This is a genomic window from Celeribacter sp. (assembly GCF_048270365.1).
Lineage (GTDB): Bacteria > Pseudomonadota > Alphaproteobacteria > Rhodobacterales > Rhodobacteraceae > Celeribacter.
The window spans coordinates 73456-96690 of sequence record NZ_JBLWTA010000009.1 but is presented as its reverse complement, the minus strand read 5'-3'; the positions used below and the strand labels follow the sequence as shown (position 1 = coordinate 96690).

The window sequence follows — 23235 nt, the reverse complement described above, 5'->3', positions numbered from 1 at the left end:
ATCATTCGATTGACGCCAAGCGCAATTTTGCCGAAACCTGTGGCAAAGGAGACCAAGATGTCCCAAACACGCACGCCCCTCATCACGCCCGTCCTCATCGCCGGCTGTGTCGTCATCGTCATCAGCTTTGCGATCCGCGCGTCTTTCGGCGTGTTTCAGATCCCGATTGCAACAGAGTTCAACTGGCCCCGCGCCGAGTTCTCTCTGGCGATTGCGATCCAGAACCTGTTTTGGGGCATCGGCCAGCCGATTTTCGGCGCCTTGGCAGAGCGCATCGGGGATCGCAAGGCGATCATTCTGGGCGCTGTGACCTATGCGGCGGGGCTTGTGTTGTCGTCCATGGCGGTCTCCCCGCAGGCGCATCAATTTTATGAAACCCTCGTAGGTTTTGGCATCGCGGGCACGGGCTTTGGCGTGATTTTGGCCGTTGTGGGGCGGGCGTCATCAGATGAAAACCGCTCGATGTCCTTGGCCATCGCCACAGCCGCCGGGTCCGCCGGTCAAGTCTTTGGCGCGCCTTTGGCCGAGTGGCTGTTGAGCTTCATGTCCTGGCAGAATGTGTTCCTGCTGTTCGCCGCCTCCGTTCTGGCCTCTCTCGCCGTCCTGCCGATGATGCGCAGCCCGGATGTCGCCAGCAAAGCCGAGTTGGAAGAAAGCCTTGGCGCCATTCTCGGCAAGGCCTTTCGTGACCCGACATACACGTTGATTTTCCTGGGCTTCTTCTCCTGCGGCTATCAGCTCGCTTTCATCACCGCGCATTTTCCGGCGCTTGTGACCGAGATGTGCGGCGCGATTGACCCTTCGGGCACTTTGGCCTCTCTGGGCGTGTCGACGACTTCCGCTCTCGGGGCGATCTCGATCTCTCTCATCGGTCTCGCCAACATCGGCGGCACCTTGTTGGCGGGCTTCCTCGGCAATCGGTTTTCCAAGAAATACCTGCTCGCTGGAATTTACCTCGGCCGCACTTTGGCCGCCGCAGCCTTTATCGCCTTTCCGATCACGCCCACATCGGTGCTGATTTTCTCCGTCGTCATGGGCGCCTTGTGGCTGGCCACTGTGCCACTGACCTCAGGCCTCGTCGCGCATATCTACGGGCTGCGTTACATGGGCACGCTCTATGGGATTGTCTTCTTCTCTCACCAATTGGGCGCGTTCTTGGGCGTGTGGCTCGGCGGGCGGCTTTATGATCTCTACGGCGATTACACCATGGTCTGGTGGGTCGGCGTTGGCATCGGGGCATTTTCCGCCATCGTGCATTTGCCGGTCAAGGAAATCCCCTTGGGGCAACGTGCAGAACGGGCGCTAGGCTAAGTCTTCTGCCGCCAAAAGCCCCTCAGAGATCAGCCGTGCGGCCCAGCCGTCAGGCCCCTCGAACAGATGCGTCTGCCATCCGCGCGAGGCGGCCATGTCGATGTTGTCCTGCCGGTCATCGGTGAACAACAGGCGCTCCGGCGCGATTTTACAATCGGCCTCAACCATCTCGTAGATGATCGAATGTGGTTTGACACAGCCCATCCGGCCAGAGACATAACGCCGATCGAAGTCCGTCAGAAACGGGTACTGGGTTTCGGCATATTCAAAGCTCTCGATCCCGAAATTCGTCAGCGCAAACACCAGCACACCTTTGGCGCGCAAGGCCCGCAAAATCTTGACTGAGCCGGGGATCGCGGGCGTCGCCATTTTGATCCAATCGAAATACCACATCAGGATTTCGTCTTTGAACTCAGGATATTGTGCGGCGGCAGCCTCGATCGTTTTGCGGAAGTCATGGCCCTGATCGACCAGATCGTTCATCGCATGAAGATCGACCGCCTCGAACATCGCCTTGCGCCGCGCATCACCGATCACCGCATCGTAATGCCGCTCCGGCTGCCATTCGATCAACACGTTGCCGATGTCGAAAATCACCGCCTCTATGGTCATGTTGCATCCCTTTTGGCGCCCTGCACGGCGCGTTCCAAAGCATCGAGAAATCGCGAGCGATCCGCCTTTGAAAACGGTTTGCCGCCGCCTTGGTGAAACGGGTCCGCCGCACGCAGATCATACATCAAATCCCGCGTCGCCAGAGCATTGCCGATGTTGGACGGCGTAAAAGCCTCGCCATCGTGTTTGAGCGTGCGCGCGCCCGCCTCGACCGTTTTGGCAGCCAAAGGAATATCGCCCGTCACAACAACATCACCGCGCCCCGCGCGCTCCGCGATCCACATGTCGGCAATGTCCGGCCCATCGGGTACAAAGACCATTTCGACATAGGGATTTTGCGAGGGCCGCAGCCCGCCGTTACAGACAAACAGACACTGGATTTGATGCCGCGTGGCGACTTTCTCCACCTCGGCTTTCACGGGGCAGGCATCGGCATCGACATAAATTTTGGTCACGGGTCTCGTCTTTTTCGTGAGTGAAATACTCAATCAGCCTCCGCCAATGAGCACCCCCGCAGCGAACACCAGTGCGCCGCCGAACACAACCTGAAATGCCGCGCGCATAAAGGGCGTGTTCATGTATTTCTTTTGAATCCAGGCAATCGACCAAAGCTCGATGAACACCACCGCCATGGCGATGAAGGTCGCGGTCCAGAAATGCGGGATCAGATAGGGCAGCGCGTGACCCAAGCCCCCCAGCGTCGTCATCACGCCAGAGGCAATGCCGCGCTTCATCGGCGAGCCACGGCCGGACAGTTCGCCATCGTCCGAGGCGGCCTCTGTGAAACCCATGGAAATCCCGGCGCCCACGGAGGCGGCCAAGCCCACGAGGAAGGTCGTGTGCGTGTCCTGCGTCGCAAAAGCCGTCGCAAAGATCGGCGCGAGGGTGGACACAGAGCCATCCATCAGCCCCGCGAGACCCGGTTGCACCCAGGTCAGAACGAATTGACGATGCGCAGTCTTTTCCTCTTCGCTGCGGGTCTCATCTGTGAGGTGTTCGTCCTCCAGTTCGCCTGCCCGCCGATCGTGTCCGGCCTCCGCCGCCGCCAAACGCCCCAAGAGCGCGCGCGTGTCGGCGTCCTGTGTGCGTTCGGCTGCTTTGCGGTAAAAGGCCTCGGCGCTCTGTTCCATTGCGTGGGCTTCTTCGCGGATACGCTCAAGGCCGAGGTTGCCGATCAGCCAGACAGGGTTCCGCGTGTAGTACCCCGCCACATGTTCGCGGCGGATAAGCGGGATCACGTCGCCGAACCGGCGTTTGTGCAGGGAAATCAACGCCTCGCGGTGCCCGTCCTCTTCTTCGGCCATCCCGTCGAAAATCTTGGCGCTGTCCGGGAAGTCCGCGCGCAGATGTTCGGCATATTGGCGATAGATACGTGCGTCGTCTTCTTCCGACGAAATCGCAAGCGCGATGATTTCCTGTTCGGACAGATCCGAGAAACGTTTGCGATTGGCGATGGTAGAGAACATGGACACCTCAGATTTAGAATGGTTCTAAATTAATCGCCACCTTCATAGTCTGCAACTTATATTGTGTCGAGGGAATACAAAATTCTGCACTTGCACAACTAAACCAATCTGTTTAGTTATTTTCAACAGGCCCTCGCGGTCGATATCGACATCCCTGTCGAGCACTGGGCGGGCCTATAAATGTAGGTCTGCCTTTTTTATGGCCTTTTCACTGGCTATGATCGGGACGAACGCACTAAGATTGCGCCATAGAGAGAGCAAATCATGGCACACAGCAGCCTTATACTCAAAAAAGGACGCAAATTCGATCAGGTCATTGAAGGGGCCCGCACCGTGTTTCTCCGCGATGGCTATGAGGGGGCCTCGGTCGATGACATCGCGCGCGAGGCGGGCGTGTCGAAGGCGACGCTCTATAGCTATTTCCCCGACAAACGCGTGTTGTTCCTGGAAATCGCCGCCTTGGAAACCCGCAGACAGGCCGACGCACACGAAGAGCGGCTGGACGTCACCGATCCGCCAGAAATCGTTCTGCCAGCCGCCGGGCGCAAAATACTAGATTTCGTTTTGTCGGATTTCGGCATCGCCGTGTTTCGCATCGCCGTCGCCGAAAGCGCGCGTTTTCCCGAGATCGGCCAGAAATTCTACGACAGCGGGCCGGGTCTGTTGAAAGAGAGATTGTCGCAATATCTTGCCAGTTGGTGCGCTCAAGGCGTTCTGACCATTGACGATCCCGAGCTGGCCGCCGAACAATTCGCCGAACTTTGCAAGGTGCACCTGTTTCCTGCTCACCTGTTCCAAGGTCGCATCGACGTGGACGAGGCGGAACGGGACAGGATCATCGACAGCGCTGTTACCCTATTTCTGGCCCGATATGGAACCCGATCATGATCAAGACACCTCTGCGACTTCTCGCTCTCTCCCTTTGTGCCCTGACGGCCTGCAAAGAAGAGGCACCTGTCGCCGGCGAACGTGACCCCGCCCTGCCTAAACCCAGCGACCTGAGCTGCGCCATGGATTTGGTAACGCCGCTGATCGGGGAATTGCCTGCGGCTCTCGAGACAATCGACATCCCTGACCCCGTTCGGGTGCTCCGTCCCGGCATGGCCATGACACAGGATTATCGCCCCGACAGGACCAACATTGAAATCGGCCCCGACGGTCGCATTGTCCGCGCGTGGTGCGGCTAAGATCAGGCCGACACATTTCAGATAAAGGAAAAGCCGAGACAGTGATTCTGTCTCGGCCTTACAAGTTGGTTCAGAGCGAGATCCCCGGCGCCGCGAACTGGGTGGGGGCTGTTAAACCGCGACACCGGGGCAAAGCGTTCTCGCTCTGACATCTGTTATGCCTGTCGATCCGGGCCAAATGAGGAACCAAGAAAGAAAAAACATGGGCCATTTTGTGCCCAGAATGTGGCGGCATTCACGATGTGGTGGAGTTTTCTTGATTTACCGCACGATTGGCCCCACTCTTAAGACATGACCATACAAACGCCGACGCCCTTTCCGGGCCAACCGCAGAGCCCCCAAGCCCCAGACAAGGTCGTTTTCGACCGCCACGAGCTTGGCGCGATCATGGGCATTTATGGACGCATGGTGGCCGCGGGCGAATGGCGCGATTACGGCATGTCCTTTCTCAAAGACGTCGCCGTTTTTGCCGTGTTTCGCCGCACCGCCGAACATCCTTTGTACAGCATCGAAAAGCGCCCCAAACTGCGCGGCAAACAGGGGATGTATGCGGTGATTGGCATGGACGGGCAAATCCTCAAACGGGGTGCGGATTTGCGCACCGTGTTGCGGGTCTTCGACCGGAAACTCATTCGCCCGGTCGATTAGCGCCGGTTTCAAAGCCTGCGATGAGCCGTCACCCCGCCGTCGCCCTGCGCCTCGATTCGGGCAATTGCGCGCGCGATCGGCTCGTAAGCCACAGCCATATGATGCGCGTTGGCGTGGATCAGCACCTCTTCGTCGACACAAAGCGCCACATGGCCTTTCCAGAACAAAAGATCACCACGCTGATAGCCGCCTGAGGCCTCGCCCCCGAGGCTTTGCTGCAGATCACTGTCACCCGGACAGGCAATGCCACAGGCCAAAAGCCCCGCCTGCACCAGCCCCGAACAATCAATCCCGAACGCCGAATTACCGCCCCAAAGATAGGGCGTGCCAAAGAACAGCTGCGCGATGGTCACCGGATCGGTGAAAGGCCGCTCTATGGGACGGATGTGGGGTTTGGGGACGAAAGCTGTCTCCGTACCGTCTCCATAGGCGACTTCCATGAATTTGTGCCGCTCATCAACGACCCGAATGCGGGCGCCAAACGACAGGCTGGTGCGCTCTTCGGCTTTGAACGAATCGGTCGGGTAGAGATGCGTGGCGCGCACCGAAATCAGGTGCGTTGCCGCCTGATCCGGGCCAAGCATGCTCTCATCGACATATCCGACATAGCCATCCCGCGCCGCGACACCAAAGGCCCAGCCATCGTGTCGCTCCAGCACATCGAACCCTTCCCCCCAAAGCAATTGCCGGTCGCGTTTGCCGGAGGGACTGGCGCGCAAATCCGCGAGAGGGGTGGAAATCGTCGCACGTTCGGGCATTACGATGGCCTGCCCCGCATGGGCAAATCCATCTAGGGCCACACGCGTGTTGGCGGGGGTCAGGCGACGATCACTCACAGCTTCAACAGCTCCGGAAGCGCGGCAAGAATGGCTCGCGCGCCCTGTCCCACACCGCCTTTTGATCGCGCCGGTTTGGCGGAGGGGTTCCAACCGTAGATGTCAAAATGCATATAGCGCGGGGTCTCCGTCACGAAGCGGCGCAGGAACAAAGCCGCCGTAATCGCCCCCGCCATACCGCCCGAGGGCGCATTGTCGAGATCGGCAATTCCTGGCTCGATCATCGGCTCATAGGGCTCCCAATAGGGCAGCTGCCAGACCGGATCGGCCACTGTCATCGAGGCCTGGGCCAGCACGCTGGCGTCCGTGTCGTCGGTGGCAAAAAACGGCGGAATATCTGGGCCAAGCGCCACACGCGCCGCCCCCGTCAACGTCGCCATGGAGATCACCAGGTCGCTCGGGCTTTCATCGGCCAGCGCCAGCGCATCGGCCAGCACCAGACGCCCTTCGGCATCGGTGTTGTTGATCTCGACAGTCAGACCTTTGCGCGAAGTCAGGATGTCTTGCGGGCGGAAGGCGGAGCCATCGACGGCGTTTTCCACCGCCGGGATCAACACGCGCAGTTGCAGCGGCAGTTCCAGCGCCATGATCATTTTCGCCAGCCCCAAAACCGTGGCAGCACCGCCCATATCCTTTTTCATCAGCCCCATGGACGCGCCCGGTTTAAGGTTCAGCCCACCGGTGTCAAAACACACGCCTTTGCCTACGAGCGTCAGCACCGGACCGGCTTTGCCCCAGCGCATGTCGATCAGCCGCGGCGCACGTGGAGAGGCGCGACCGACGGCGTGGATCATCGGGAAGTTCTGCGCCAAAAGATCGGCGCCGGTGATGACAGAAATTTCCGCCGCGTGATCCTTCGCCAGTGACACTGCGGCGGCTTCCAGCTCCGCAGGCCCCATATCATTCGCGGGCGTGTTGATCAGATCGCGGGTGAGGGCTTCGCCCGCCGCGATGGCCTCAAGCCGTGCGACATCGGCACCCTCGGGCGCAACGAGTTCAGCGTCGGGCGCTGATGTCTTGGCATATTTATCAAAGATATAGCCTGCAAAGAGCCAGCCCAGAAGCTGTTCATCCAGCGCCGCCCCCGTAAGGGTCGTTTCCAGATGATAGACACCTTTCGGCAGAGATTTCCGCACAGCTCCCAAAGCGAATCGCCCGCGCAAACGGTCCTGTTCAGAGCCAAGTCCTGCCACAGCGCCCGCGATGCCCGATGCGCCCGGATAGGTGCAAACGCTTCCCGAAGAGGCGGCAAACCCCTGTGCCTTGATCCAATCGGCCTGCGCGGCATTGAGACCGGCCAGCGTGTCGTCGAGCTGGTCTGGTGTGATCAGATGAAGCGGAAGGGTCGCGCTGCCGGGTGCGGCAAAGGAAAGTGGCATCGAATAGGGCCTTTCTTGAGGATTGCCCCAAGATTAGCCCATCCGATGCCACCTGCAAGCTGGTTCACAGCACCTTTTGGTGCCACATGAACCAATTCTTTTTGATCGCTCCTAAAGCGAGGCGCCCTGAAGGTCCCAAACCGCCAGAAGGGAATTCTCCCCGATCCGCATGAGACGCGCAACACAGGCCGCCAAAGCCGTGCTGTCCTCCGCCAGCGCCAGCGTTTTCACATCCTCGGCCACCTTCGCAAAAGTGACCATGCCGATCTGTTCCGAAATGGCGATCATCGAGCGTGCAGCGCGCTGCATCTCTTCGAAATCGCCTTTCTTATAGCTGCTTTCGACCTTCGACAGCCGCACCGCAAGCTCCTCCATCGCACGGGACACAACCCCGTCTGCGCCGGACGTCCCAAGCTGATTATAAAGCTGATCCAAACGGTCTCGATCAACCTGCACAGACCCATCAGGTCGCAACCTTGCCACCACCATATCAATACCCCAATTTTTCATGCGCCCCACGCGCTATGTGTCGACTTTGACCGATCAGCCTCAAGAAAAGGTTTAATCGGAATAGGTTTTTCACTCGAATTCCTCGAAAACTCTCATTACATTCGCCACGATTATCCCTGACCTCCACAAAGTGAGTTCCGCAGCGATGAAATACGCAAAACCTCTCCCGAACTATATGGTGCAACGTTATCAAGGTTGGAAAGCCACCACATTTTCGGAAAACAAGTCCTGGTATCGCCGTCTGGCAGACGAAGGACAACGTCCCCGGGCGTTCATCATTTCTTGCTGCGACTCGCGTGTTCATGTGACATCCATTTTCGGCGCGGATCAGGGCGAATTCTTCATTCACCGCAATATCGCCAACCTCGTGCCGCCCTTCACGGACGACGGCGACCACCACGGGACATCCGCGGCGGTGGAATATGCCGTCACCGCACTGAAGGTCGCTCATATCGTCGTGCTCGGGCACTCCAACTGTGGCGGTGTGCAGGGCTGTTACGACATGTGTTCAGGCAATGCGCCGGAGCTTGAGGAAAAGTCCTCCTTTGTCGGTCGCTGGATGGACATCCTCCGCCCAGGTTACGAGCGCGTCCTGCAAATTCCGGAGGATCAACGCAAACGCGCCCTCGAGAAAGAATCCATTCTCGTCTCGCTCGAAAACCTGATGACCTTCCCCTTTGTCCGCGAGGCCGTCGAGAAGGGCGATCTCACCCTCCACGGGCTCTGGACGGATATTGGCGAGGGTGATTTGCATCAGTACGATCCCGAAACGAAGTCGTTCTTGCCAGTCTAAAATCCGGTGTGAAATCAGGCAACCAGGCGCAGGACGTTTTCAACGGCGTCCTCTGCCGACACAGCGTGCTCTTCGGTCAGAATGAGCGGCGTATTGGCGACATCTTCCATGCGCGGCGCATCGATCATGGCGCCGGAGGTGACAGAGGCCGAGCGCACGAACATCGGTTTGCTCACCTGCGTGATGATGTGATGGCTGCTGGGCCGAGCCGTTGCGACGGGCTCATCCAGCTCTTCGGGAAAGAACATCACGGCCCCGCTTTGATGCAGATTCAGCGCGATGATGCGGCCTTGGCGGGCTTTTGCGAGATAGTCGGTCATGAGTTTGTCCTTTCAAATGTCGTTATGATCGCGTTCAGGCGGCCTTAGCGAGGTGCGACACGCGCGCGCCAAGGTCCGGGCGATAATCCGGTTCGGAATGGTGACCACCGAGCAAAATGACGTTCGAACGCCGTGCTTCGCGGGTCAGATTGTGGTTGGCCGGTCGGCCTGCGGCGTCGGCTGCGGGCACGTCCCAGTTGAAAAGGAGCCCACCTTTGGCCTCGACAGGCTGACCTGCGGTTCTCATCAGCTTGATCATGTTTCCGTCCTTTCGTCGCGCATCGTTCCTGACCCCCGGAACCCTTGGGATCATGGGAACACGGGTGGTCGGTTGGCGGAAATGGAGCATGGAAACAATTTGAGACATTTGCGATTTTTCCCGCAGATGCACAAACAATATGTCTTAAGAGTCAAAGAGATACCACCCCGTTAAGAGGCGGATTTCAAAAGTTAAAATTCTCTTCATCGCTTAAATTTTGGTTAACTTGTCTTGAGACCCGTGACGGTGATCTGACCCTCCTGCGGCAGCTTTGTGACAGGCTTAACATGGCCTTAAAATTTCCGAATCGCGGGGGCCCGGATGCGATCCGGACTCCCGCATAAAGTGTAGGTCACATCTGACGAATAGCCGCGCTCATTGCAGCATCTTGCCCTCCGGCCAGCGCAGATTTTCGCTCAGGCTGATCTCTTGGCTATCGCCCGCCTCAAGGTCGAAATGCCACGCGAGCACGCCACGCTGGTCATCCATGTCCTCAACATCCGGCTCGGGAGACGCCGACCAGTCCACTTTCAACGCGTCCTGCACAGACACGGAGACGCGGTCCACAACCTCGATTGGCCAGCTCCGTGCCGTCAAGTTCGCGACCTCGATCCGCCATTCCGTCTCCATTTCGTTAGATTTCGAAATTACCCCTCGGTCGCCTTCGTTCTCGGTCAGCAAAACACGTTTGACGGTCACGCCATCCATCGGTCCGAAAGACAGCTCCGCCTCGGCGCCGTCGACCAACGTATCGAAGGCCGCTTCGCCAATGCTCACCCCGTCGCGGATCAACTGCACCGGACCCGGCACCAGCATCTCACCCGTCTCATTGGTGAAACTCGTCATCAGATACCCCACCTCCTCATGCAGCGGCACGGCGCGCACGAAAATCTCCGGCGACAGATCGACGGTGGCCAGAGCGAATTCCACCGCATCCTCGCCCGAATAGAGCGTCGCAGGCGTCGGGTAGCTATAGGTCTGGCTGAGGCCGGAAAGGGTGGTGTTCATCTTCTGCACCATCGCGGGCGATTCCATCACCGGCTCGGCATAGCCCTCCACCATCGCCGTATCCGCCATATTCCGCATCAGCGGCTCGACCGGGCGCGGGTCATAGACGCGCCGGATCAGCGGATAGACCTCACTCGGGAAACTGCGGCGGGTCGGGTCATCCGTGGCAAAGGTCAGCGCGACATCGGTCCAAGGTTCGCCGGTGTCTTGCATGGCGACGACCGAACGCGTGAGCGACAGGGTGCTGTCCTCCGTGTTCAGGCGTGCAGCGTACCGCGGCTGCCAGGCGGCCTCATTGGACATGTAGGTAAAGCTGATCTCGACATCGCCGGCCTGCTCCATGGTCACCGGCAGGGTGATGGAGATGCGGTTCTCATCGGAAGGCACCAAAAGCTCGAGCGCCTTCGTGGCCTCCGCCAGCTCTGCCTCAAGGTCTTCCATGGCCTCTTCTGCGGCCTTGGTGCGACGCTCCGCGTCCTGCTGCGCAAGGCGGGCGGCAAGGGATTCTTCGCGGATCATCCGCGCAGTGGCCGCGCTTTGCTCCGCATCGCTTCCGTCAGACAGCCGCGCGAGATAGGCAAGCGTGTCTTTGGCGGCCTCGGCCTCGAACCCGATTTGCGCAATCTGTGCGCGCCGGTCGTCGATCTCACCCTCCAGCGTCTCGACACGCGCCAAGGCGGCTTTCTCCGCCTCTGAACGAATGAGCAGCGCCTTGGAGATGTCTTCGATGCCGTAAGCCACTGGGCCAAGCTCGCCTCCCTCGACACGGATCTGCATGTTCCGCGCAATCTCCTCGTAGGAATGACGGGTCGGAATGTCGGCAAAGACGATCTCATGCTGACCTTCCGGCAGAGAGACAGTCGCATCGCGCGTGATCATCGCACCTGCGGGATAGAGCGTCGCCTCGGTCACAAGGCTGCGCGCCTCAAAGCGTTCCGCATAGGCGGGCAGCGCGATCAAGGCGCTCCCTGCGAGACAGGTGAGGGTCAGAATGGAGCGCGTGGTAAAATTCGGGAACATGATTTCCTCCTTAAAGGTCGGAGGAAAGGTCCAATGCGGGGCCGACCTGCGCAAGGGGAATTCGGGACCCGGCTGCCCCTGATTTCCCCTGCGGCGAAACCTCGCCGATCCCCCGGCCTCTGATCAGGCCACGGTCTTGGTTTCGCGGCGGTAGCCGTCCTGAAACTTCTCATGGAAGGTCTTGCACAGATCCTCACGGGTGAGCTGTGGCGCGGGCTTGGCCAATTCCTCTGCCCAATCGCCCAGACGGTCGACTGAACGCTCGGATGCACCCACGTCCGTTGTTTTGATGTCGTGATGACGCATCGCGCCGAGATCGATTTTCACTCGAAACATCACCCTACCCCTTCGTTGCATGGCTCTGCTGTCAGGCCGAGAGTAAACATAGCAGCACCACAGTTGCGCCGCGCGGATGAATAAAGTTTAAAGTTAACGCCGTCTCGCGCCCTGAGGAGCCGCGGAATTTCCCTAAATTTCAGAGTATTGCTCGTTTAAAAATCAATGTTTTTCGCGTGATTTCGATGCGGTTGCGACCTGCCCTCTTCGGCAATTGCGACAGGAAAGCGGCCAGTTCGCCGCGAAATGGCCCGATAAAGGCGAATCGTCCAACGAAAAAGGGCGCTCGCAAGCGCCCTTTCGTTAAGAGTTTAGTAAGCCTGTTTGAGCGTCTCAGCCCTTTTTGAGCACCCGACGGCCCAGCAATTCCGCGATCTGCACCGCGTTCAGTGCCGCGCCTTTGCGCAGGTTGTCGGAGACACACCAAAGGTTCAGGCCGTTCTCGACGGTCACGTCCTGACGGATGCGGGAAATGAAGGTCGCAAAATCGCCAACGCATTCGACCGGGGTCACGTAGCCACCAGCTTCGCGCTTGTCGACCACGAGGATACCCGGCGCGGTGCGCAGGATTTCGCGGGCTTCGTCTTCGTCGAGGAAGTCCTCGAACTCGATATTGATGCTCTCGGAGTGACCGACAAAGACCGGCACACGCACGCAGGTCGCGGTGACCTTGATCGAGGAGTCGACGATTTTCTTCGTCTCAGCAATCATCTTCCACTCTTCTTTCGTGTCGCCCGAGTCCATGAAGACGTCGATATGCGGGATCACGTTGAAGGCGATTTGTTTCGGATAGACCGACGGCGCAACTTCCTGACCCGGGACATACATGCCCTTGGTCTGGTTCCACAGCTCGTCAATCGCGTCTTTGCCAGACCCGGACACAGACTGGTAGGTAGAGACCACGACCCGTTTGATCTTGGCACGGTCATGCAGCGGTTTCAGAGCCACGACCATCTGCGCGGTGGAACAGTTCGGGTTCGCAATGATGTTCTTGTTGGAATACATCTCGATCGCGTCCGGGTTCACTTCCGGCACGATCAGCGGAATTTCCGGATCGTAGCGATACAAAGACGAGTTGTCGATCACGACACAGCCCGCAGCCGCCGCTTTCGGGGCGTAGACTTTGGTGGCGTCGGAGCCGACCGCAAAGAGAGCCATGTCCCAACCTGCGAAATCGAAGGTGTCGAGATCCTTGGTGGTCAGGGTCTTGTCGCCAAAGCTCACTTCGGTGCCGAGAGATTTGCGCGACGCGAGTGCGGCGATCTCATCAACAGGAAACTCGCGTTCAGCGAGGATGTTCAGCATTTCGCGGCCCACATTGCCCGTGGCGCCCACGACGACGACTTTATAGCCCATTTGGGTCTCCTCATCAGTCCTAGGGTGACTGGCGCGGAGCCTTACAAGAAAGGGGCTTTGGAGAAAAGCGTTTAATGTGAGATCGCCTGACGCGCGGCCTGAATGCACGCCTTTGCGGCAGTTTCATCGACCGCGACGCTGCCATCCTCCCGGATCGACACTTTTGGGAAATGCACCGTATCAAGATAATTCATGAAAGCCGCGCGCGGGGCCGGGTCAAAGCTTAGCGATTCTGCCTCTGACAGGGTGTCTTGCAGCGCTTCGATGCTCCCCGCCACATGCACGAGCCCCGGCTGGGCAAAGAAGGCCTCGCCGAGGGTGATCACAGGTTTGTCGTAAAAAAACGCCTGGAGCCCGACCGAGGAATTGATGGTCAAAACGGCACGGCTGGCGCGGACCTGATCGAAGGTGTCGGTGTCATTGTCGATGCGGATACGATGGCCGGAAATCTCAACTGCGCGGGTAAGCGCATCGGCCAGAGAAATCTTGGCGGAGGGGTGTTCCTTGATCCGAATGTGCCAGCCCGCGGGCAGAGAGGACGCCGCCAAAGCCAGCATGTCGATCATGTTTTCGACCGACCGCACCCAGCCGGAAAACAGGGTGATCTGGCTGTCATTGGGCACTTGCAGCGGCACAAAGATGAAATTCTCCTGCGCCAAATCGGCACCGGATTTCTGACCCACGTCAGATCGCCTTGAGGCCCGCGCCGTCAGCGTGTCGCCCAACGCCCGCCAGCCCTCGCCCTGCCGATCCGCGCGCCCGGCGGCCCAGGCAGTGTAAAACCGTGGATCGCGCGGCAGAGAACCAAGCGCGTTGACGCCCGTGTGGTCCAGCTGCATCCGGCCCGGAAAAGGGGCAAGCTCGGCGTAAAGCGTCGGCACGCCCGCATCGCGCGCGCCCTCCATGAACAGCCGTCGAGACCCGGTGACACCGTTCCAGCATAGGGCAATCGTGTCGGGGTGACGCAGGAAATAGCGACGCGATCCGTTGTATTGCAGCCTTAAAAGCAATCGCTTGAGACCGCGTCCCATGGCGCCTTTGGGCTGTCTTTTGGCCACGGTCAGCGCGCGTTCGACACGCTCCAATGTCTCCGGAAAATCACGCAAAGACCAAGGGATCGTCCAAAGCACACGGGCGCCGCCGTCGAGCTGCGCCACGGAGGACATGAAGCTGTCTTTTTTCTTCGAAAACCCCTTGAGATAGGTTATCACCACAGCTCGCCCTTATCGTTTTCTTTGTCGCTTTTACATATTGCGGCCCACAGTTTCGTGATCCGCGCCACCTCTATCGATCTAAGCCTGCGGCACGATTTCGACAAGCGATGACAGAAATCTAAAAGCTCAGGTCGGACGAAGATACGAATCGCGATGGGTCCTTTCATCTGATTTGGGGGGAGAATCTTCATCACATGTGCTGCGCGCGCCCAGCCTTCGATGAAAAAACTCCTTATCTTTCCATGCATTATAAGCAAAAAAATGCCGAAACCGACTGCACACTTCAGTATGTGACGCCAAATAGCCACGTTTCATCGAAAACCCCGGCGCCATTACCCCCATACAACTTAAAAGGTTTTCAGCCCGAAACACATATGCGAGATTGGCCGTGAACTTGGCCGGAAAGGTTGAGTGCATCGTCGTAATGGAGATACTTAAAGATGAAAAAAGTTGTCCTCGCTTCTGCGCTCGCCCTTGCGACCGCTTCCGCTTCCTTCGCTGGCGGCTATGAAGAGCCGATGATCGACGCTCCCGTCGTCGTTCAAGAAGGTTCCAGCTCCTCTGCCGGTTCCATGGGCGGCAACGCGCTCCTGCTTCTGCTCGGCGCTGCTGCGATCGCTCTGGCGCTCGACTCCGGTTCCTCTGATGGCACCAGTTCCTCTGGTGGCAACGGCGGCGGCAACAACCAGCCGCCAGACTAAGCCTTGGCTGACATACTGATGTTTTGAAACGGCGGCTCATCAGCCGCCGTTTTCATTTTGAAGTCCCGTTCACCATCTCACCCGGCGCAACACAAGCTGGCCATTCTCGGCCCCGACCCATTGCACGGATTGCACCATGCGACCCTGCGCGTCGATCCAGTAGGTGTTTGTGAATTTGAACGCATCCTTGCGACATGTTTCCCGCATGACACGGGTCGAGGTCGAAATCACCCCGCTCTCCACCGTCTGCGTTTCGCCCGGAACGATGGAACAGCTCAGGATCAAGCGGCTGGTACGATCCTGCCCGTCGAGAAAGCGGTAGGTCTTCTGAACAGTCCCCGCCTGACGCGCGGCGATCAACCCGGCGGCGCCGCCATCTTCGACAGACATCAGATCGTTGCCAAAGCCCCGCGTCGCGGTCAGCATCGGACGATCCAAACTCATACTCACGACATCGCGCGTAACCCAGGTCGTCACACGGCCATTCTGCCCGTAGATAGAGGCCATACCATAGGCGCCGGTCTTTTCGCGCAGCACGAACATCAAGGGCGCGCCCTCGAACTCTCTGAGCGCATTGGCGATCATGACATTCGGATCACCCGGGCCGGTGGCGGAGGCGTTCCGACCAAAGGCGGCTTTGATCATCGCGCCCACCTCATCCAAGGTTGCCTTTGTGCGATCGGTGGCGACATCGTTGCCACAGGCCGACAGCGCCAGCCCCGACACCAGCAGAAGACCCAAAACAGCTTTGTGCAGACGCGCAGCAGTCAACATCTCTCTCATCTCCAGAACCGGCCCCACCGATCCTCGACCTCGGCCTGCCCCGCATCGCGCACGCGGTCATAGAGGCGACCGGAAAGATCGAGCCGCGCGCCACCATCGCGTGACAGCGAATTGAGATTGAGGTCACGGGTCTCTGCGGTCGGGGTGCCGATGAACCAATCCACCGGCATGGAAATCCGAATGCCCTTGTCAAAAGAGCCCTCGCCGAAATCCTCAAAGGGCACATCGGTCAGCGTCGCATAGGCACCAACACGCCAGCCGTTATTGAATTCGCGGTCAAGCGTCAGCGTCGCGCCCCAGTCCTCGGCCAGATAGCGACCGACATCAAGCTGGCCGTGGAAACCGTTGCCGAAATCCATGTAACCGGAGACATGGCCCGTCACCACGTCATAGTCCTGAAAGCCGAACGGGTCGTCGTAATCGCGTTGCTGGACATAGGCCACCTCGGCCCCGATGGCATAGGCATTTTCCGGCTTTTTCCAAAGCACTTCACCAGCGACACCACCGAACATCCGCTCAAGGTAGCCCACGGAGACACGCGTAAACACGTTCTCTGCCGGATGCGCATACCAGTTGGCGGCCAGAGAATTCAGCTGAAACTGATTGGAATATTGCGCTGCATTCGAACGTACCGGCGGCAGGGCATCGTCGTCGCTGTGGGGCTCCAAGTCATCAACGTTGCCCGTCAGCTTCAGCGACGCGGTGCTGGTCAGCGACAGCCCCGGCGCGACTTCATAGGACAGATTGCCCCGCAGGCCCAAATCGGCGCGGATCGGGCTATCCGGATCGAACAGCGTGGCGCTCAGATAGGGGCTCACACTCCAGTTGAAATCCGGATAGGCGCCCTCGGCGCGCACCATCGGATCAGAGGGCAATGCGCGCGGGTCGACAAACTGCGTGACAGCGAGCATTTCGCCGGCGGGCTCGAATTCGAGCTGTTCGATGGCGCGGCGCGGGATCACGGTGGATTGCACCGGCATGCCCTGGACCACTTCGGTGAACACAAAGGTCTCGACCGAGGGCGGGAAGGCGCGGGAGGCAATCCGTGACAGACGCCCAAGCGCCTGAGCATGCGCCGGATAGCGGGTGTTGCGGAATTCGATCTCAGCCCGGGTGGCGGTCAAAGACATCGCCTCAAGCGTCAGCCCCTCTTTGGCCATCGCCCCGGCAAGCGCCTTGCGAATACCCGGCGCATCGCGCCCGTCCTCGATCCAGGCCCCGGACCAACCCAAGGCATCGGCGGACCGGCTCGGGCGTTGTTTCACCGGCAAAGGCGCGGTTTCGATCCCGCCTGCATAGGCCGGGTTGTTTGGATTGAGATGGCCGCTGATGCCGAACCCGAAGGTGTCGCCATACATATACGCCATGGTCATCGAGATATTCGGATGGATCGCGTAGGACAGCCCGACGTTGTAGGGCGAGGCGTGGTCGAGAATGCCGCGCTCGGTCTCTGCGACATAGGCGTCCGACGAATATTCGGCCAGAAGCGTCAGCTTGTCGGTGAGCGCATAGTTCAAGCCGCCAAAGGTGCCCACGGGGCCACGGAACCATTGCCCGGAATTCAACGTGCCGCCGGTTTCGACCACCGTTTCGTCGCGCTCGCCAAAGGACAGGCCAAGGGAATTCTCAGAGGCCAGTCGGCCCCAGCCCAAGCCGCCCGTGACTTTCAGCCGCGCGCCGATGGATTTCGTCGCAACGATATATTCGCTGCTCAAAAGACCCGTTCCGATGAAGTCGCGCAGACCCACGGCGATGGCGGGGCGAAGCGCGCCCTCATCGACAATCTGATAAGACAAATCAAAGGTCCGGTCCCAATAGATGTCAAACTCATCGGTCAGATCATCCGTGCCGGTATAGCTAAAGCTCCCGCTCAGTTTCGGCGTGATCTGGAAGGTCAACGTCGAGCGCCGCATCGGGCCGAAACGGTTGTGCGACAGGCTCAACTGACCATCCGGCGCCACCTCGGCCGTGGGCATATCGAGCAGGCCCGGGTTGCCATAAAAGCCGTAATGCGTGCCTGAGGCATTCTGGGCCATGGCAGCCTGACCATGGAGCACAGCCAGAGACCCGGCCACGACAACACTCAGGCCAAACCATTGCGCCGCGTCCCGATGTGCCGCTCGTGTCCTCTTTACCATTGCTCGGTTCCCCACCGCTTTCTTGTTTTAGGCAGACTAAAGCGTTTCACATTAAAACTGAACACAGATTTCCAGAAATCGCGGACCGCGTGGCTGTTGTGGGCTTTATGCCTCGCGCTGCACTTGTGGCGCCGGGTATCCGTCCAGTCGATCGGTCACAACCTTGCGCAGCATCTCCGCGTTGCCACCCTCAATCGCGCTTTGGATTTCACGCAGCATTCCCGCAACTTCGATCTGGCTCAGCATGGCTTCTTCAGCGCGGAGAATTTTGGCATGCGGCGTTTTGCGGAGATTGTCGAGCGTGACAAACAGTTCTTCGCACAGCTTCTCGCCAGGACGCAGGCCGGTGATCTGGATCTCGATATCGCCTTCGCCGGTCGCGGGGTTGAACACCCTGCGCCCGGAGAGTTGGATCAGCCTCCGCGCCAGATTCATGATTTTCTGCGGCTCGCCCATGTCGAGCACAAAAACATCGCCGCCCTCGGCATAGGCCCCGGCCAAAAGCACCAGACGAGAGGCCTCGGACACGGTCATGAAATAGCGGCGCACATCGGGATGCGTCACGGTGACCGGACCGCCCGCTTCGATCTGGGACTGGAAAAGCGGCAAGACCGACCCCGAAGAGCCCAACACATTGCCGAAACGGACCATGGCGAATTTGGTGTTCGGCGCGCGGGTCTGGATGTCCTGGATCACCAGCTCCGCGATCCGCTTCGTGGCCCCCATCACGCTGCTCGGCCGCACGGCCTTGTCGGTGGAAACAAGGATAAAGCGCTCGACCTTTTCCTCGACCGCCACATCCGCGAGCGTTTTGGTGCCGATGATATTGTTTCGCGCGCCCTCGATCTCATTGTCCTCGACGAGAGGCACATGTTTGTAGGCCGCGGCATGGATGACGATCTCCACCCCCTCTTTGCGCATCACATTGCGCAGGCGGCTGGCATTGGTGATCGAGCCGAGACAGGCCTTGATCGGGATATTGTGCTTGTCCGCCCGATCTCGCAAATCGCGATCCACGGAGTAGAGATTGAATTCGCTGCGTTCGAAGAGAATGATTTTCGCAGGGCGGCAATTCAATAGCTGTCGGCAAAGTTCCGATCCGATCGAGCCACCGGCCCCCGTGACCATCACGACGCGCCCGGCATAGCTCTTGGCAACCTCGGGCGTTTCCAGATCGACTTTACCGCGCCCCAGAACCTCATGCGGCTCCACAGTACGCAGCCTGGCGTTGCCGCGGTCGGCCAGAAGGTCGATGAAAGACGGCAGGATTTGCACCTCGATCTCAGCACGCTCGCACATGGCGACGATGGCGTTGCGGCGTTGACGGGCGGTGTCAGGCAGGGCGATCATCAGCTTGGCTATGGAATTCCGGAACACTTCGCCGACAAAATCCGCAGGCGACAGAACCGGAATGCCGCCGATTTCCATGCCATGCATTGTCGGATTGTCATCAAAAAATGCCACGACCCGCATGTCCACGGACTGGCTGAGCGCGGAGGCCAGTTGCACCCCTGCGGCACCGGCTCCGAAAATGGCGACCGTTTTGCGTTTACGCATATGTTCGCGCAGATGCCCGAGAACGGCCACAGCAATGGCGCGCGCGCTGACCATGCCGGAAAAGGCAAAGGTGCCGAAGGTCAAAACTGTCTCAAAGACCTGCTCACCTTGAAGCACCAGAAGGGTCACAAAAAGGGTCACAGCCAAGGCAAAACTGGCCCGCGCGATATTCAGAACGTCGGTCGAATTGAGCATCACCAGTTTGATGCGATGCAAGCGCAGCCCAAACACCAGAGCCGTCCCCGTCAGCAAGACGACCGGATAGGCCCAAAGCGTTGCAGCCGGCCATTGCACAAGTTTCGTGCCTTGCAGGAAAAGATTGGTGATGGAAAGGGCCAAGGCGATGATCGCGACGTCCGCAACCAAAAGCGTTGCCCGCACAAGCTTATAGGGCAAGGAGGTCAGCCCAACGATCAGCATTTTTTTGTACAAAGCCAACTCGCTCTAAAAGTGTAATCCCGCCCCTTGTATCTTTAACCCTAAAATATGCATAAATGGTAAGTCCAGCCAAAGAATTCGCTTTCTGCGAAAGTTTGGCGAGGGTCGGCAAAACCACGCTCAGATTTTCAGTTTGCGCAGGGCTCCCATCACGGTTTTCATTATAATTTCCATATCAAAACAAAGAGTTGAATTTTTTTGATAGATCAAATCCAGACGTGCTTTTCGGGGCACGCATTGAACACTATAGACATGATCCGTCTCTTCCGCACTCCGACACGGCGCCAAAAGCCGCGTCTCATGTTCGTGAAAAACCAGTGAGGCAAGCCCGGTCACCCCCGGTCGACTGCGCAAAGCCGGCACATAAATCTCCGGGAACTTTTCAACGTAAAGGCGAAGTGGCGGGCGTGGTCCGACAAAGGACATATCGCCTTTGAGGATGTTCCAAAGCTGCGGCAGTTCATCCAGACGGGTGCGCCGTAGCATGGCGCCGGTGCGGGTAATCCGGTGATCTTTATTGCCGCCGGACACGCCATGATCGGCGGCATTCACCGTCATGGTGCGGAATTTGATCAACTGAAAGGCCCGCTCCGGGGTCTGCATCCGTTCGGATCGAAACAGGATCGGGCGCCCATCACGCAACAACACAAGCGCGGCAATGGCGATCATCACCGGCAAAAGCAACGCCCCGAGCAGCAGCGCAAAGAAGATGTCAAAGAGGCGCTTCCCGAGTGTCATTTCCGTTCCAGACATCTTTGCCAGTCGGCTATGATGTCCTCCGCCGAGGCGTCGAGGTCAACCCCCGGACACAACTTTGCCAAAGCGGCACAATCGAGCGTGATGTTCTGATGGCCGGGATCGGTCTGTGGTCTCGCCTGCCACGGAACCTGCGCCGCCTCGAGCAGGGCGTTCATCTCGACAGGACGTGTTCCCGCCAGATTGAGGCAGGTAGGCAAAAGCCCCTCATAATCTGACAATGCTTTGAGAACATGAAACAATTTGTGAGGCCCGATATAGGACCGTCGCGGTCCGACGCCATCCGGAAAGACATCCAAGATCAGAGGCCCATCCGCATCCGCACGCGCCACGGCATTGCCAATCAACATATCCGCCCCCGCGACATTGCCAATCCGAAGCGCACAAATGTCGAGCCCTTCTTCCGCCGCACGTCGCAGAGCAAGCGCCTCCATCGCGGCTTTCGCAGCACCATAGGCATTGAGCGGGTCAAGCGGGTCGGTTTCATGAAAGGCACGCCCCTTTCCCGCGCCATAGACGGCAGAGGAAGAGGCCACAAGGACACGTGGGATACCCGCCTTTGCGGCTGCCGTGATGGCCTGATCGACAAGGGTCACATTGGCCTGCATCGCCTCAGGGTCGCGCTTATCCCCCGCCTGCGCCGCGCCGCTAAAGACCAAGACCGCGCGAAAGGGCGCCTTTCGATGCGCGGCGATGAGGGGCGCGGGATTGGAAAAATCGGACCAGATAAACCCATGCGCCGCCGCAGGGACTTCATCGCGGAACTGCCAGACCATCCGGGGATTTTGCGACACAGGTTCAGCGCCACGCAACAACCGACCGATACGACCGGAGGCTCCAAGGAACGCGATGCGGGTCTCAAGCATGAAAGGCACTCCCAATTCAGCATGCCCCCTCATGCTAACCCGTTTAGAACCAACCTGAAATCAGAGATTTCAACGCCACGTTCACCTGACGGCTCACCCGTCAAACCGCATCGGCAACATGAGATTGAAGACCGAGTCCGTCAATTCGGCAGGGGCCGCCGGAAGTCTGGCGCTGCGCACTGCTGCGATGGCCGCATTGTCCAACGCCGCACTGCCCGAACTTTTCGAGACGCTGACGCTTTGCAAAGCACCGCTATGCGCAACTTTGATCAGCAAGGTCACGGTGCCGGAGCCGCCTCCGCGCGGCGCGCGTTTGCGGCGTTCAATCCGTGAGCGAACGACGGACTGCCACTTGCTCAGCGCCGATTGCCGCGCGGCTTTCGACAGACCTGCCGCCTGTGCGCTCTGCGCCTGCCCGGCCTGCGCACCGCCACCGCTGCCAGCGGCACGGGTCGCGTTACTCGTGCGCTCGCTGCCTGCGCGCGCTTGCTGGGTTGTCTCTGCGGGCTGGGCCTTGGGCGGCTCTGCTGGTTTCGGAGGTTCTGGCGGTTTCGGCGGCGGTGGCGTGGTCGGCACCTCAGGCTCGGCAAAGCTTTCTGCCGTCTGCTGCGGCTGCATCGGCAGCGGCAGTGCCTTTTGCGACGGGGCCAGATCGATCTCCGGCAGGTCCAATTGGGGTTGCTCCGGCATCACCGGCGCCTCGGGACGCGGCATGTCGAGCTGTTCGACGGGCTGCTCGATAGGTTGTTCCCACCGCTCCACCATCGCCGCCAAAGCCACATCAGAGGCCTGAAGCGTCAGATGCGCCTCGCCGCCAGCACCAGCCGCTTCGGTCCCCGTGGAATTGTCCGCAAGGCTGACGGCCGCCACGGCCAAATGCGCACCGACGGCCAGCCCCACAAACACGGTTCCTGTGAGAAGTCGTTTCATCATGCGCCTCCCCCTTGGTTGGTGACCAGCTCCACCTGCGAAAAGCCGAGCGCCGAGAGTTTCGGCAAAAGCGCCGCAACATCTTTGGCGGGCACTTCGCGGTCTGCGTGAAGGGCAATGCTTGGTCCCGCGCTGCCCTCACAGCCGCCATCGGCACAAAGTCTCAATCGCTCGATTTCCAAGGCATGGAGCGCCTCTTCCGTGCCCTGAGCCTCTTGAAACGCCAAAAGACCATCGCGCCCGAAGAACAGCGGCAAAACGGCCTCAACCTCGGCCTCGACACCCGCGTCGGGCAGGTCGACCTCGATGGGCGCAGGTGGCGCGATCTGGGCGGTCATCAGGAAAAAGATCAGCAAGAGAAAAACCACGTTGATCATCGGAACAACGCTCTCGGCAGGCGCTTGGCGGGGCTTGTTGGAAAAATCCATGTTGCTCACTCCACCAGCACGAGGTTGCTATAGCCTTCGGTGCCGAGCCATTCCATCACCTCGATCACCCGTTGAAGCGGCACCTCTTCGTCGGCGCGCAGGATGATCATGTCTTCGGGGCCATCCATCAATCCTGGCAAAGCGGCGAGGATGTCTTCTTCGCTGCGCGCCGTGCCGTTGAGGTGCAGGGCCTCATCGTCCACGCGGATCAAACGCGCGGGGCCAGTGTAACCGCTCGAAGCGCCGCCGCCCAAACTCAATGAGAGCTGCGCGGGCGTACCGAATTGCGAGGCCAGCATGAAAAAGACCAAAAGCAGGAACACGACGTCGATCATCGGCGTGAGCGACATCCGGTGTTTGCGCCGGGGTGCGCCGAAATCCAT

General features: G+C 59.3%; 26 protein-coding genes. 6 read left to right on the top strand and 20 right to left on the bottom strand.

What is annotated here, in order from left to right; all coding sequences use genetic code 11:
• Positions 1-57: 57 nt before the first annotated feature.
• Entirely contained in the window at positions 58-1311 is a 1254-nt protein-coding gene (locus ACN0X0_RS13635) for an MFS transporter (protein WP_417279596.1), read from the top strand.
• Here the strand turns inward: ACN0X0_RS13635 and ACN0X0_RS13630 are convergent.
• Genes ACN0X0_RS13630 through mbfA form a run of 3 tightly spaced genes read right to left on the bottom strand, consistent with a single transcriptional unit; the run spans position 1303 to position 3389 of the window.
• Positions 1303-1923: an HAD family hydrolase gene (locus ACN0X0_RS13630; protein WP_417279595.1), complete on the bottom strand. Its 621-nt coding sequence runs from the start codon at positions 1921-1923 to the stop codon at positions 1303-1305. The genes ACN0X0_RS13635 and ACN0X0_RS13630 overlap by 9 nt on opposite strands.
• Positions 1920-2378, bottom strand: a complete 459-nt coding sequence (locus ACN0X0_RS13625; RefSeq protein WP_417279594.1) for a YaiI/YqxD family protein — start codon at positions 2376-2378, stop codon at positions 1920-1922. The genes ACN0X0_RS13630 and ACN0X0_RS13625 overlap by 4 nt, the downstream gene beginning before the upstream one ends.
• A 33-nt stretch (positions 2379-2411) precedes the next feature.
• Positions 2412-3389, bottom strand: coding sequence for an iron exporter MbfA (gene mbfA, locus ACN0X0_RS13620; RefSeq protein WP_417279593.1), 978 nt, complete (start codon positions 3387-3389; stop codon positions 2412-2414).
• A 264-nt stretch (positions 3390-3653) separates the two neighbouring features.
• On the opposite strand from mbfA, the gene ACN0X0_RS13615 reads away from it, so the two are divergent.
• The 3 genes from ACN0X0_RS13615 to ACN0X0_RS13605 all read left to right on the top strand — a co-directional run bounded on the left by ACN0X0_RS13615 (position 3654) and on the right by ACN0X0_RS13605 (position 5224).
• Positions 3654-4277 (top strand): TetR/AcrR family transcriptional regulator, encoded by a 624-nt coding sequence (locus ACN0X0_RS13615; protein ID WP_417263422.1) that lies wholly within the window; start codon positions 3654-3656, stop codon positions 4275-4277.
• On the top strand, positions 4274-4576 hold the full coding sequence (locus ACN0X0_RS13610) for an I78 family peptidase inhibitor (protein ID WP_417263421.1): 303 nt from the start codon (positions 4274-4276) through the stop codon (positions 4574-4576). Before ACN0X0_RS13615 ends, ACN0X0_RS13610 begins: the two co-directional genes overlap by 4 nt.
• Positions 4577-4867: 291 nt before the next feature.
• Complete coding sequence (locus tag ACN0X0_RS13605; RefSeq protein ID WP_417279592.1) at positions 4868-5224, top strand: DUF2794 domain-containing protein; 357 nt, start codon at positions 4868-4870, stop codon at positions 5222-5224.
• A gap of 8 nt (positions 5225-5232) precedes the next feature.
• Here the strand turns inward: ACN0X0_RS13605 and ACN0X0_RS13600 are convergent, their stop codons facing one another.
• From ACN0X0_RS13600 to ACN0X0_RS13590, 3 genes are all read right to left on the bottom strand, one after another.
• The gene (locus tag ACN0X0_RS13600; RefSeq protein ID WP_417279591.1) at positions 5233-6060 is read right to left on the bottom strand and encodes an NlpC/P60 family protein; all 828 of its coding nucleotides are present in this window, start codon (positions 6058-6060) and stop codon (positions 5233-5235) included.
• Positions 6057-7439, bottom strand: coding sequence for a leucyl aminopeptidase family protein (locus ACN0X0_RS13595; protein ID WP_417279590.1), 1383 nt, complete (start codon positions 7437-7439; stop codon positions 6057-6059). The genes ACN0X0_RS13600 and ACN0X0_RS13595 overlap by 4 nt, the downstream gene beginning before the upstream one ends.
• Before the next feature lie 111 nt (positions 7440-7550).
• Complete coding sequence (locus ACN0X0_RS13590; RefSeq protein ID WP_417279589.1) at positions 7551-7874, bottom strand: hypothetical protein; 324 nt, start codon at positions 7872-7874, stop codon at positions 7551-7553.
• A gap of 220 nt (positions 7875-8094) precedes the next feature.
• Between ACN0X0_RS13590 and ACN0X0_RS13585 the strand changes: the two genes are divergently transcribed.
• Entirely contained in the window at positions 8095-8742 is a 648-nt protein-coding gene (locus tag ACN0X0_RS13585) for a carbonic anhydrase (protein WP_417263416.1), read from the top strand.
• 14 nt (positions 8743-8756) lie between these two features.
• Here ACN0X0_RS13585 and ACN0X0_RS13580 read toward each other — a convergent pair whose 3' ends face one another.
• The 6 genes from ACN0X0_RS13580 to ACN0X0_RS13555 all read right to left on the bottom strand — a co-directional run bounded on the left by ACN0X0_RS13580 (position 8757) and on the right by ACN0X0_RS13555 (position 14252).
• Positions 8757-9062 (bottom strand): hypothetical protein, encoded by a 306-nt coding sequence (locus ACN0X0_RS13580; protein ID WP_417279588.1) that lies wholly within the window; start codon positions 9060-9062, stop codon positions 8757-8759.
• A gap of 34 nt (positions 9063-9096) precedes the next feature.
• The gene (locus ACN0X0_RS13575) at positions 9097-9321 is read right to left on the bottom strand and encodes a hypothetical protein (protein ID WP_167600964.1); all 225 of its coding nucleotides are present in this window, start codon (positions 9319-9321) and stop codon (positions 9097-9099) included.
• A gap of 375 nt (positions 9322-9696) precedes the next feature.
• Entirely contained in the window at positions 9697-11349 is a 1653-nt protein-coding gene (locus tag ACN0X0_RS13570) for a mucoidy inhibitor MuiA family protein (protein WP_417279587.1), read from the bottom strand.
• A gap of 123 nt (positions 11350-11472) precedes the next feature.
• Positions 11473-11685 carry a hypothetical protein gene (locus ACN0X0_RS13565; RefSeq protein WP_417263413.1) on the bottom strand — a complete coding sequence of 71 codons (213 nt, stop codon included), beginning with the start codon at positions 11683-11685 and terminating at the stop codon, positions 11473-11475.
• 333 nt (positions 11686-12018) lie between these two features.
• Positions 12019-13041 carry an aspartate-semialdehyde dehydrogenase gene (locus ACN0X0_RS13560; protein ID WP_417279586.1) on the bottom strand — a complete coding sequence of 341 codons (1023 nt, stop codon included), beginning with the start codon at positions 13039-13041 and terminating at the stop codon, positions 12019-12021.
• Between the two features lie 71 nt (positions 13042-13112).
• Complete coding sequence (locus tag ACN0X0_RS13555; RefSeq protein ID WP_417279585.1) at positions 13113-14252, bottom strand: capsular biosynthesis protein; 1140 nt, start codon at positions 14250-14252, stop codon at positions 13113-13115.
• A gap of 443 nt (positions 14253-14695) precedes the next feature.
• Between ACN0X0_RS13555 and ACN0X0_RS13550 the strand changes: the two genes are divergently transcribed.
• Complete coding sequence (locus tag ACN0X0_RS13550) at positions 14696-14956, top strand: hypothetical protein (protein ID WP_417279584.1); 261 nt, start codon at positions 14696-14698, stop codon at positions 14954-14956.
• Between the two features lie 69 nt (positions 14957-15025).
• Here ACN0X0_RS13550 and ACN0X0_RS13545 read toward each other — a convergent pair whose 3' ends face one another.
• The 8 genes from ACN0X0_RS13545 to ACN0X0_RS13510 form a co-directional block, all read right to left on the bottom strand.
• Positions 15026-15730 (bottom strand): YjbF family lipoprotein, encoded by a 705-nt coding sequence (locus tag ACN0X0_RS13545; RefSeq protein ID WP_417279583.1) that lies wholly within the window; start codon positions 15728-15730, stop codon positions 15026-15028.
• Between the two features lie 5 nt (positions 15731-15735).
• Positions 15736-17877 carry a YjbH domain-containing protein gene (locus ACN0X0_RS13540; protein WP_417279582.1) on the bottom strand — a complete coding sequence of 714 codons (2142 nt, stop codon included), beginning with the start codon at positions 17875-17877 and terminating at the stop codon, positions 15736-15738.
• Between the two features lie 105 nt (positions 17878-17982).
• On the bottom strand, positions 17983-19866 hold the full coding sequence (locus ACN0X0_RS13535; RefSeq protein ID WP_417279581.1) for a polysaccharide biosynthesis protein: 1884 nt from the start codon (positions 19864-19866) through the stop codon (positions 17983-17985).
• 126 nt (positions 19867-19992) lie between these two features.
• A complete protein-coding gene (locus tag ACN0X0_RS13530; protein WP_417279580.1) occupies positions 19993-20610 on the bottom strand; it encodes a sugar transferase in 618 nt (205 codons plus the stop codon).
• Entirely contained in the window at positions 20607-21494 is an 888-nt protein-coding gene (locus ACN0X0_RS13525; protein ID WP_417279579.1) for an NAD-dependent epimerase/dehydratase family protein, read from the bottom strand. Before ACN0X0_RS13525 ends, ACN0X0_RS13530 begins: the two co-directional genes overlap by 4 nt.
• 93 nt (positions 21495-21587) lie before the next feature.
• Complete coding sequence (locus tag ACN0X0_RS13520) at positions 21588-22427, bottom strand: TonB family protein (protein WP_417279578.1); 840 nt, start codon at positions 22425-22427, stop codon at positions 21588-21590.
• Positions 22424-22852: an ExbD/TolR family protein gene (locus ACN0X0_RS13515; protein ID WP_417279577.1), complete on the bottom strand. Its 429-nt coding sequence runs from the start codon at positions 22850-22852 to the stop codon at positions 22424-22426. Before ACN0X0_RS13515 ends, ACN0X0_RS13520 begins: the two co-directional genes overlap by 4 nt.
• Positions 22853-22857: 5 nt before the next feature.
• Positions 22858-23235, bottom strand: coding sequence for an ExbD/TolR family protein (locus ACN0X0_RS13510; RefSeq protein ID WP_417263403.1), 378 nt, complete (start codon positions 23233-23235; stop codon positions 22858-22860).

Bases quoted from the DNA above. Each gene is read 5' to 3' on its own strand.
- ACN0X0_RS13595 (WP_417279590.1), bottom strand. From the start codon at position 7,439: ATGCCACTTTCCTTTGCCGCACCCGGCAGCGCGACCCTTCCGCTTCAT.
- ACN0X0_RS13515 (WP_417279577.1), bottom strand. From the start codon at position 22,852: ATGGATTTTTCCAACAAGCCCCGCCAAGCGCCTGCCGAGAGCGTTGTT.
- ACN0X0_RS13550 (WP_417279584.1), top strand. From the start codon at position 14,696: ATGAAAAAAGTTGTCCTCGCTTCTGCGCTCGCCCTTGCGACCGCTTCC.
- ACN0X0_RS13630 (WP_417279595.1), bottom strand. From the start codon at position 1,923: ATGACCATAGAGGCGGTGATTTTCGACATCGGCAACGTGTTGATCGAA.
- ACN0X0_RS13525 (WP_417279579.1), bottom strand. From the start codon at position 21,494: ATGCTTGAGACCCGCATCGCGTTCCTTGGAGCCTCCGGTCGTATCGGT.
- ACN0X0_RS13615 (WP_417263422.1), top strand. From the start codon at position 3,654: ATGGCACACAGCAGCCTTATACTCAAAAAAGGACGCAAATTCGATCAG.
- ACN0X0_RS13585 (WP_417263416.1), top strand. From the start codon at position 8,095: ATGAAATACGCAAAACCTCTCCCGAACTATATGGTGCAACGTTATCAA.
- ACN0X0_RS13560 (WP_417279586.1), bottom strand. From the start codon at position 13,041: ATGGGCTATAAAGTCGTCGTCGTGGGCGCCACGGGCAATGTGGGCCGC.
- ACN0X0_RS13565 (WP_417263413.1), bottom strand. From the start codon at position 11,685: ATGTTTCGAGTGAAAATCGATCTCGGCGCGATGCGTCATCACGACATC.
- mbfA (WP_417279593.1), bottom strand. From the start codon at position 3,389: ATGTTCTCTACCATCGCCAATCGCAAACGTTTCTCGGATCTGTCCGAA.
- ACN0X0_RS13570 (WP_417279587.1), bottom strand. From the start codon at position 11,349: ATGTTCCCGAATTTTACCACGCGCTCCATTCTGACCCTCACCTGTCTC.
- ACN0X0_RS13635 (WP_417279596.1), top strand. From the start codon at position 58: ATGTCCCAAACACGCACGCCCCTCATCACGCCCGTCCTCATCGCCGGC.
- ACN0X0_RS13530 (WP_417279580.1), bottom strand. From the start codon at position 20,610: ATGACACTCGGGAAGCGCCTCTTTGACATCTTCTTTGCGCTGCTGCTC.
- ACN0X0_RS13520 (WP_417279578.1), bottom strand. From the start codon at position 22,427: ATGATGAAACGACTTCTCACAGGAACCGTGTTTGTGGGGCTGGCCGTC.
- ACN0X0_RS13610 (WP_417263421.1), top strand. From the start codon at position 4,274: ATGATCAAGACACCTCTGCGACTTCTCGCTCTCTCCCTTTGTGCCCTG.
- ACN0X0_RS13580 (WP_417279588.1), bottom strand. From the start codon at position 9,062: ATGACCGACTATCTCGCAAAAGCCCGCCAAGGCCGCATCATCGCGCTG.
- ACN0X0_RS13540 (WP_417279582.1), bottom strand. From the start codon at position 17,877: ATGGTAAAGAGGACACGAGCGGCACATCGGGACGCGGCGCAATGGTTT.
- ACN0X0_RS13510 (WP_417263403.1), bottom strand. From the start codon at position 23,235: ATGGATTTCGGCGCACCCCGGCGCAAACACCGGATGTCGCTCACGCCG.
- ACN0X0_RS13545 (WP_417279583.1), bottom strand. From the start codon at position 15,730: ATGTTGACTGCTGCGCGTCTGCACAAAGCTGTTTTGGGTCTTCTGCTG.
- ACN0X0_RS13575 (WP_167600964.1), bottom strand. From the start codon at position 9,321: ATGATCAAGCTGATGAGAACCGCAGGTCAGCCTGTCGAGGCCAAAGGT.
- ACN0X0_RS13605 (WP_417279592.1), top strand. From the start codon at position 4,868: ATGACCATACAAACGCCGACGCCCTTTCCGGGCCAACCGCAGAGCCCC.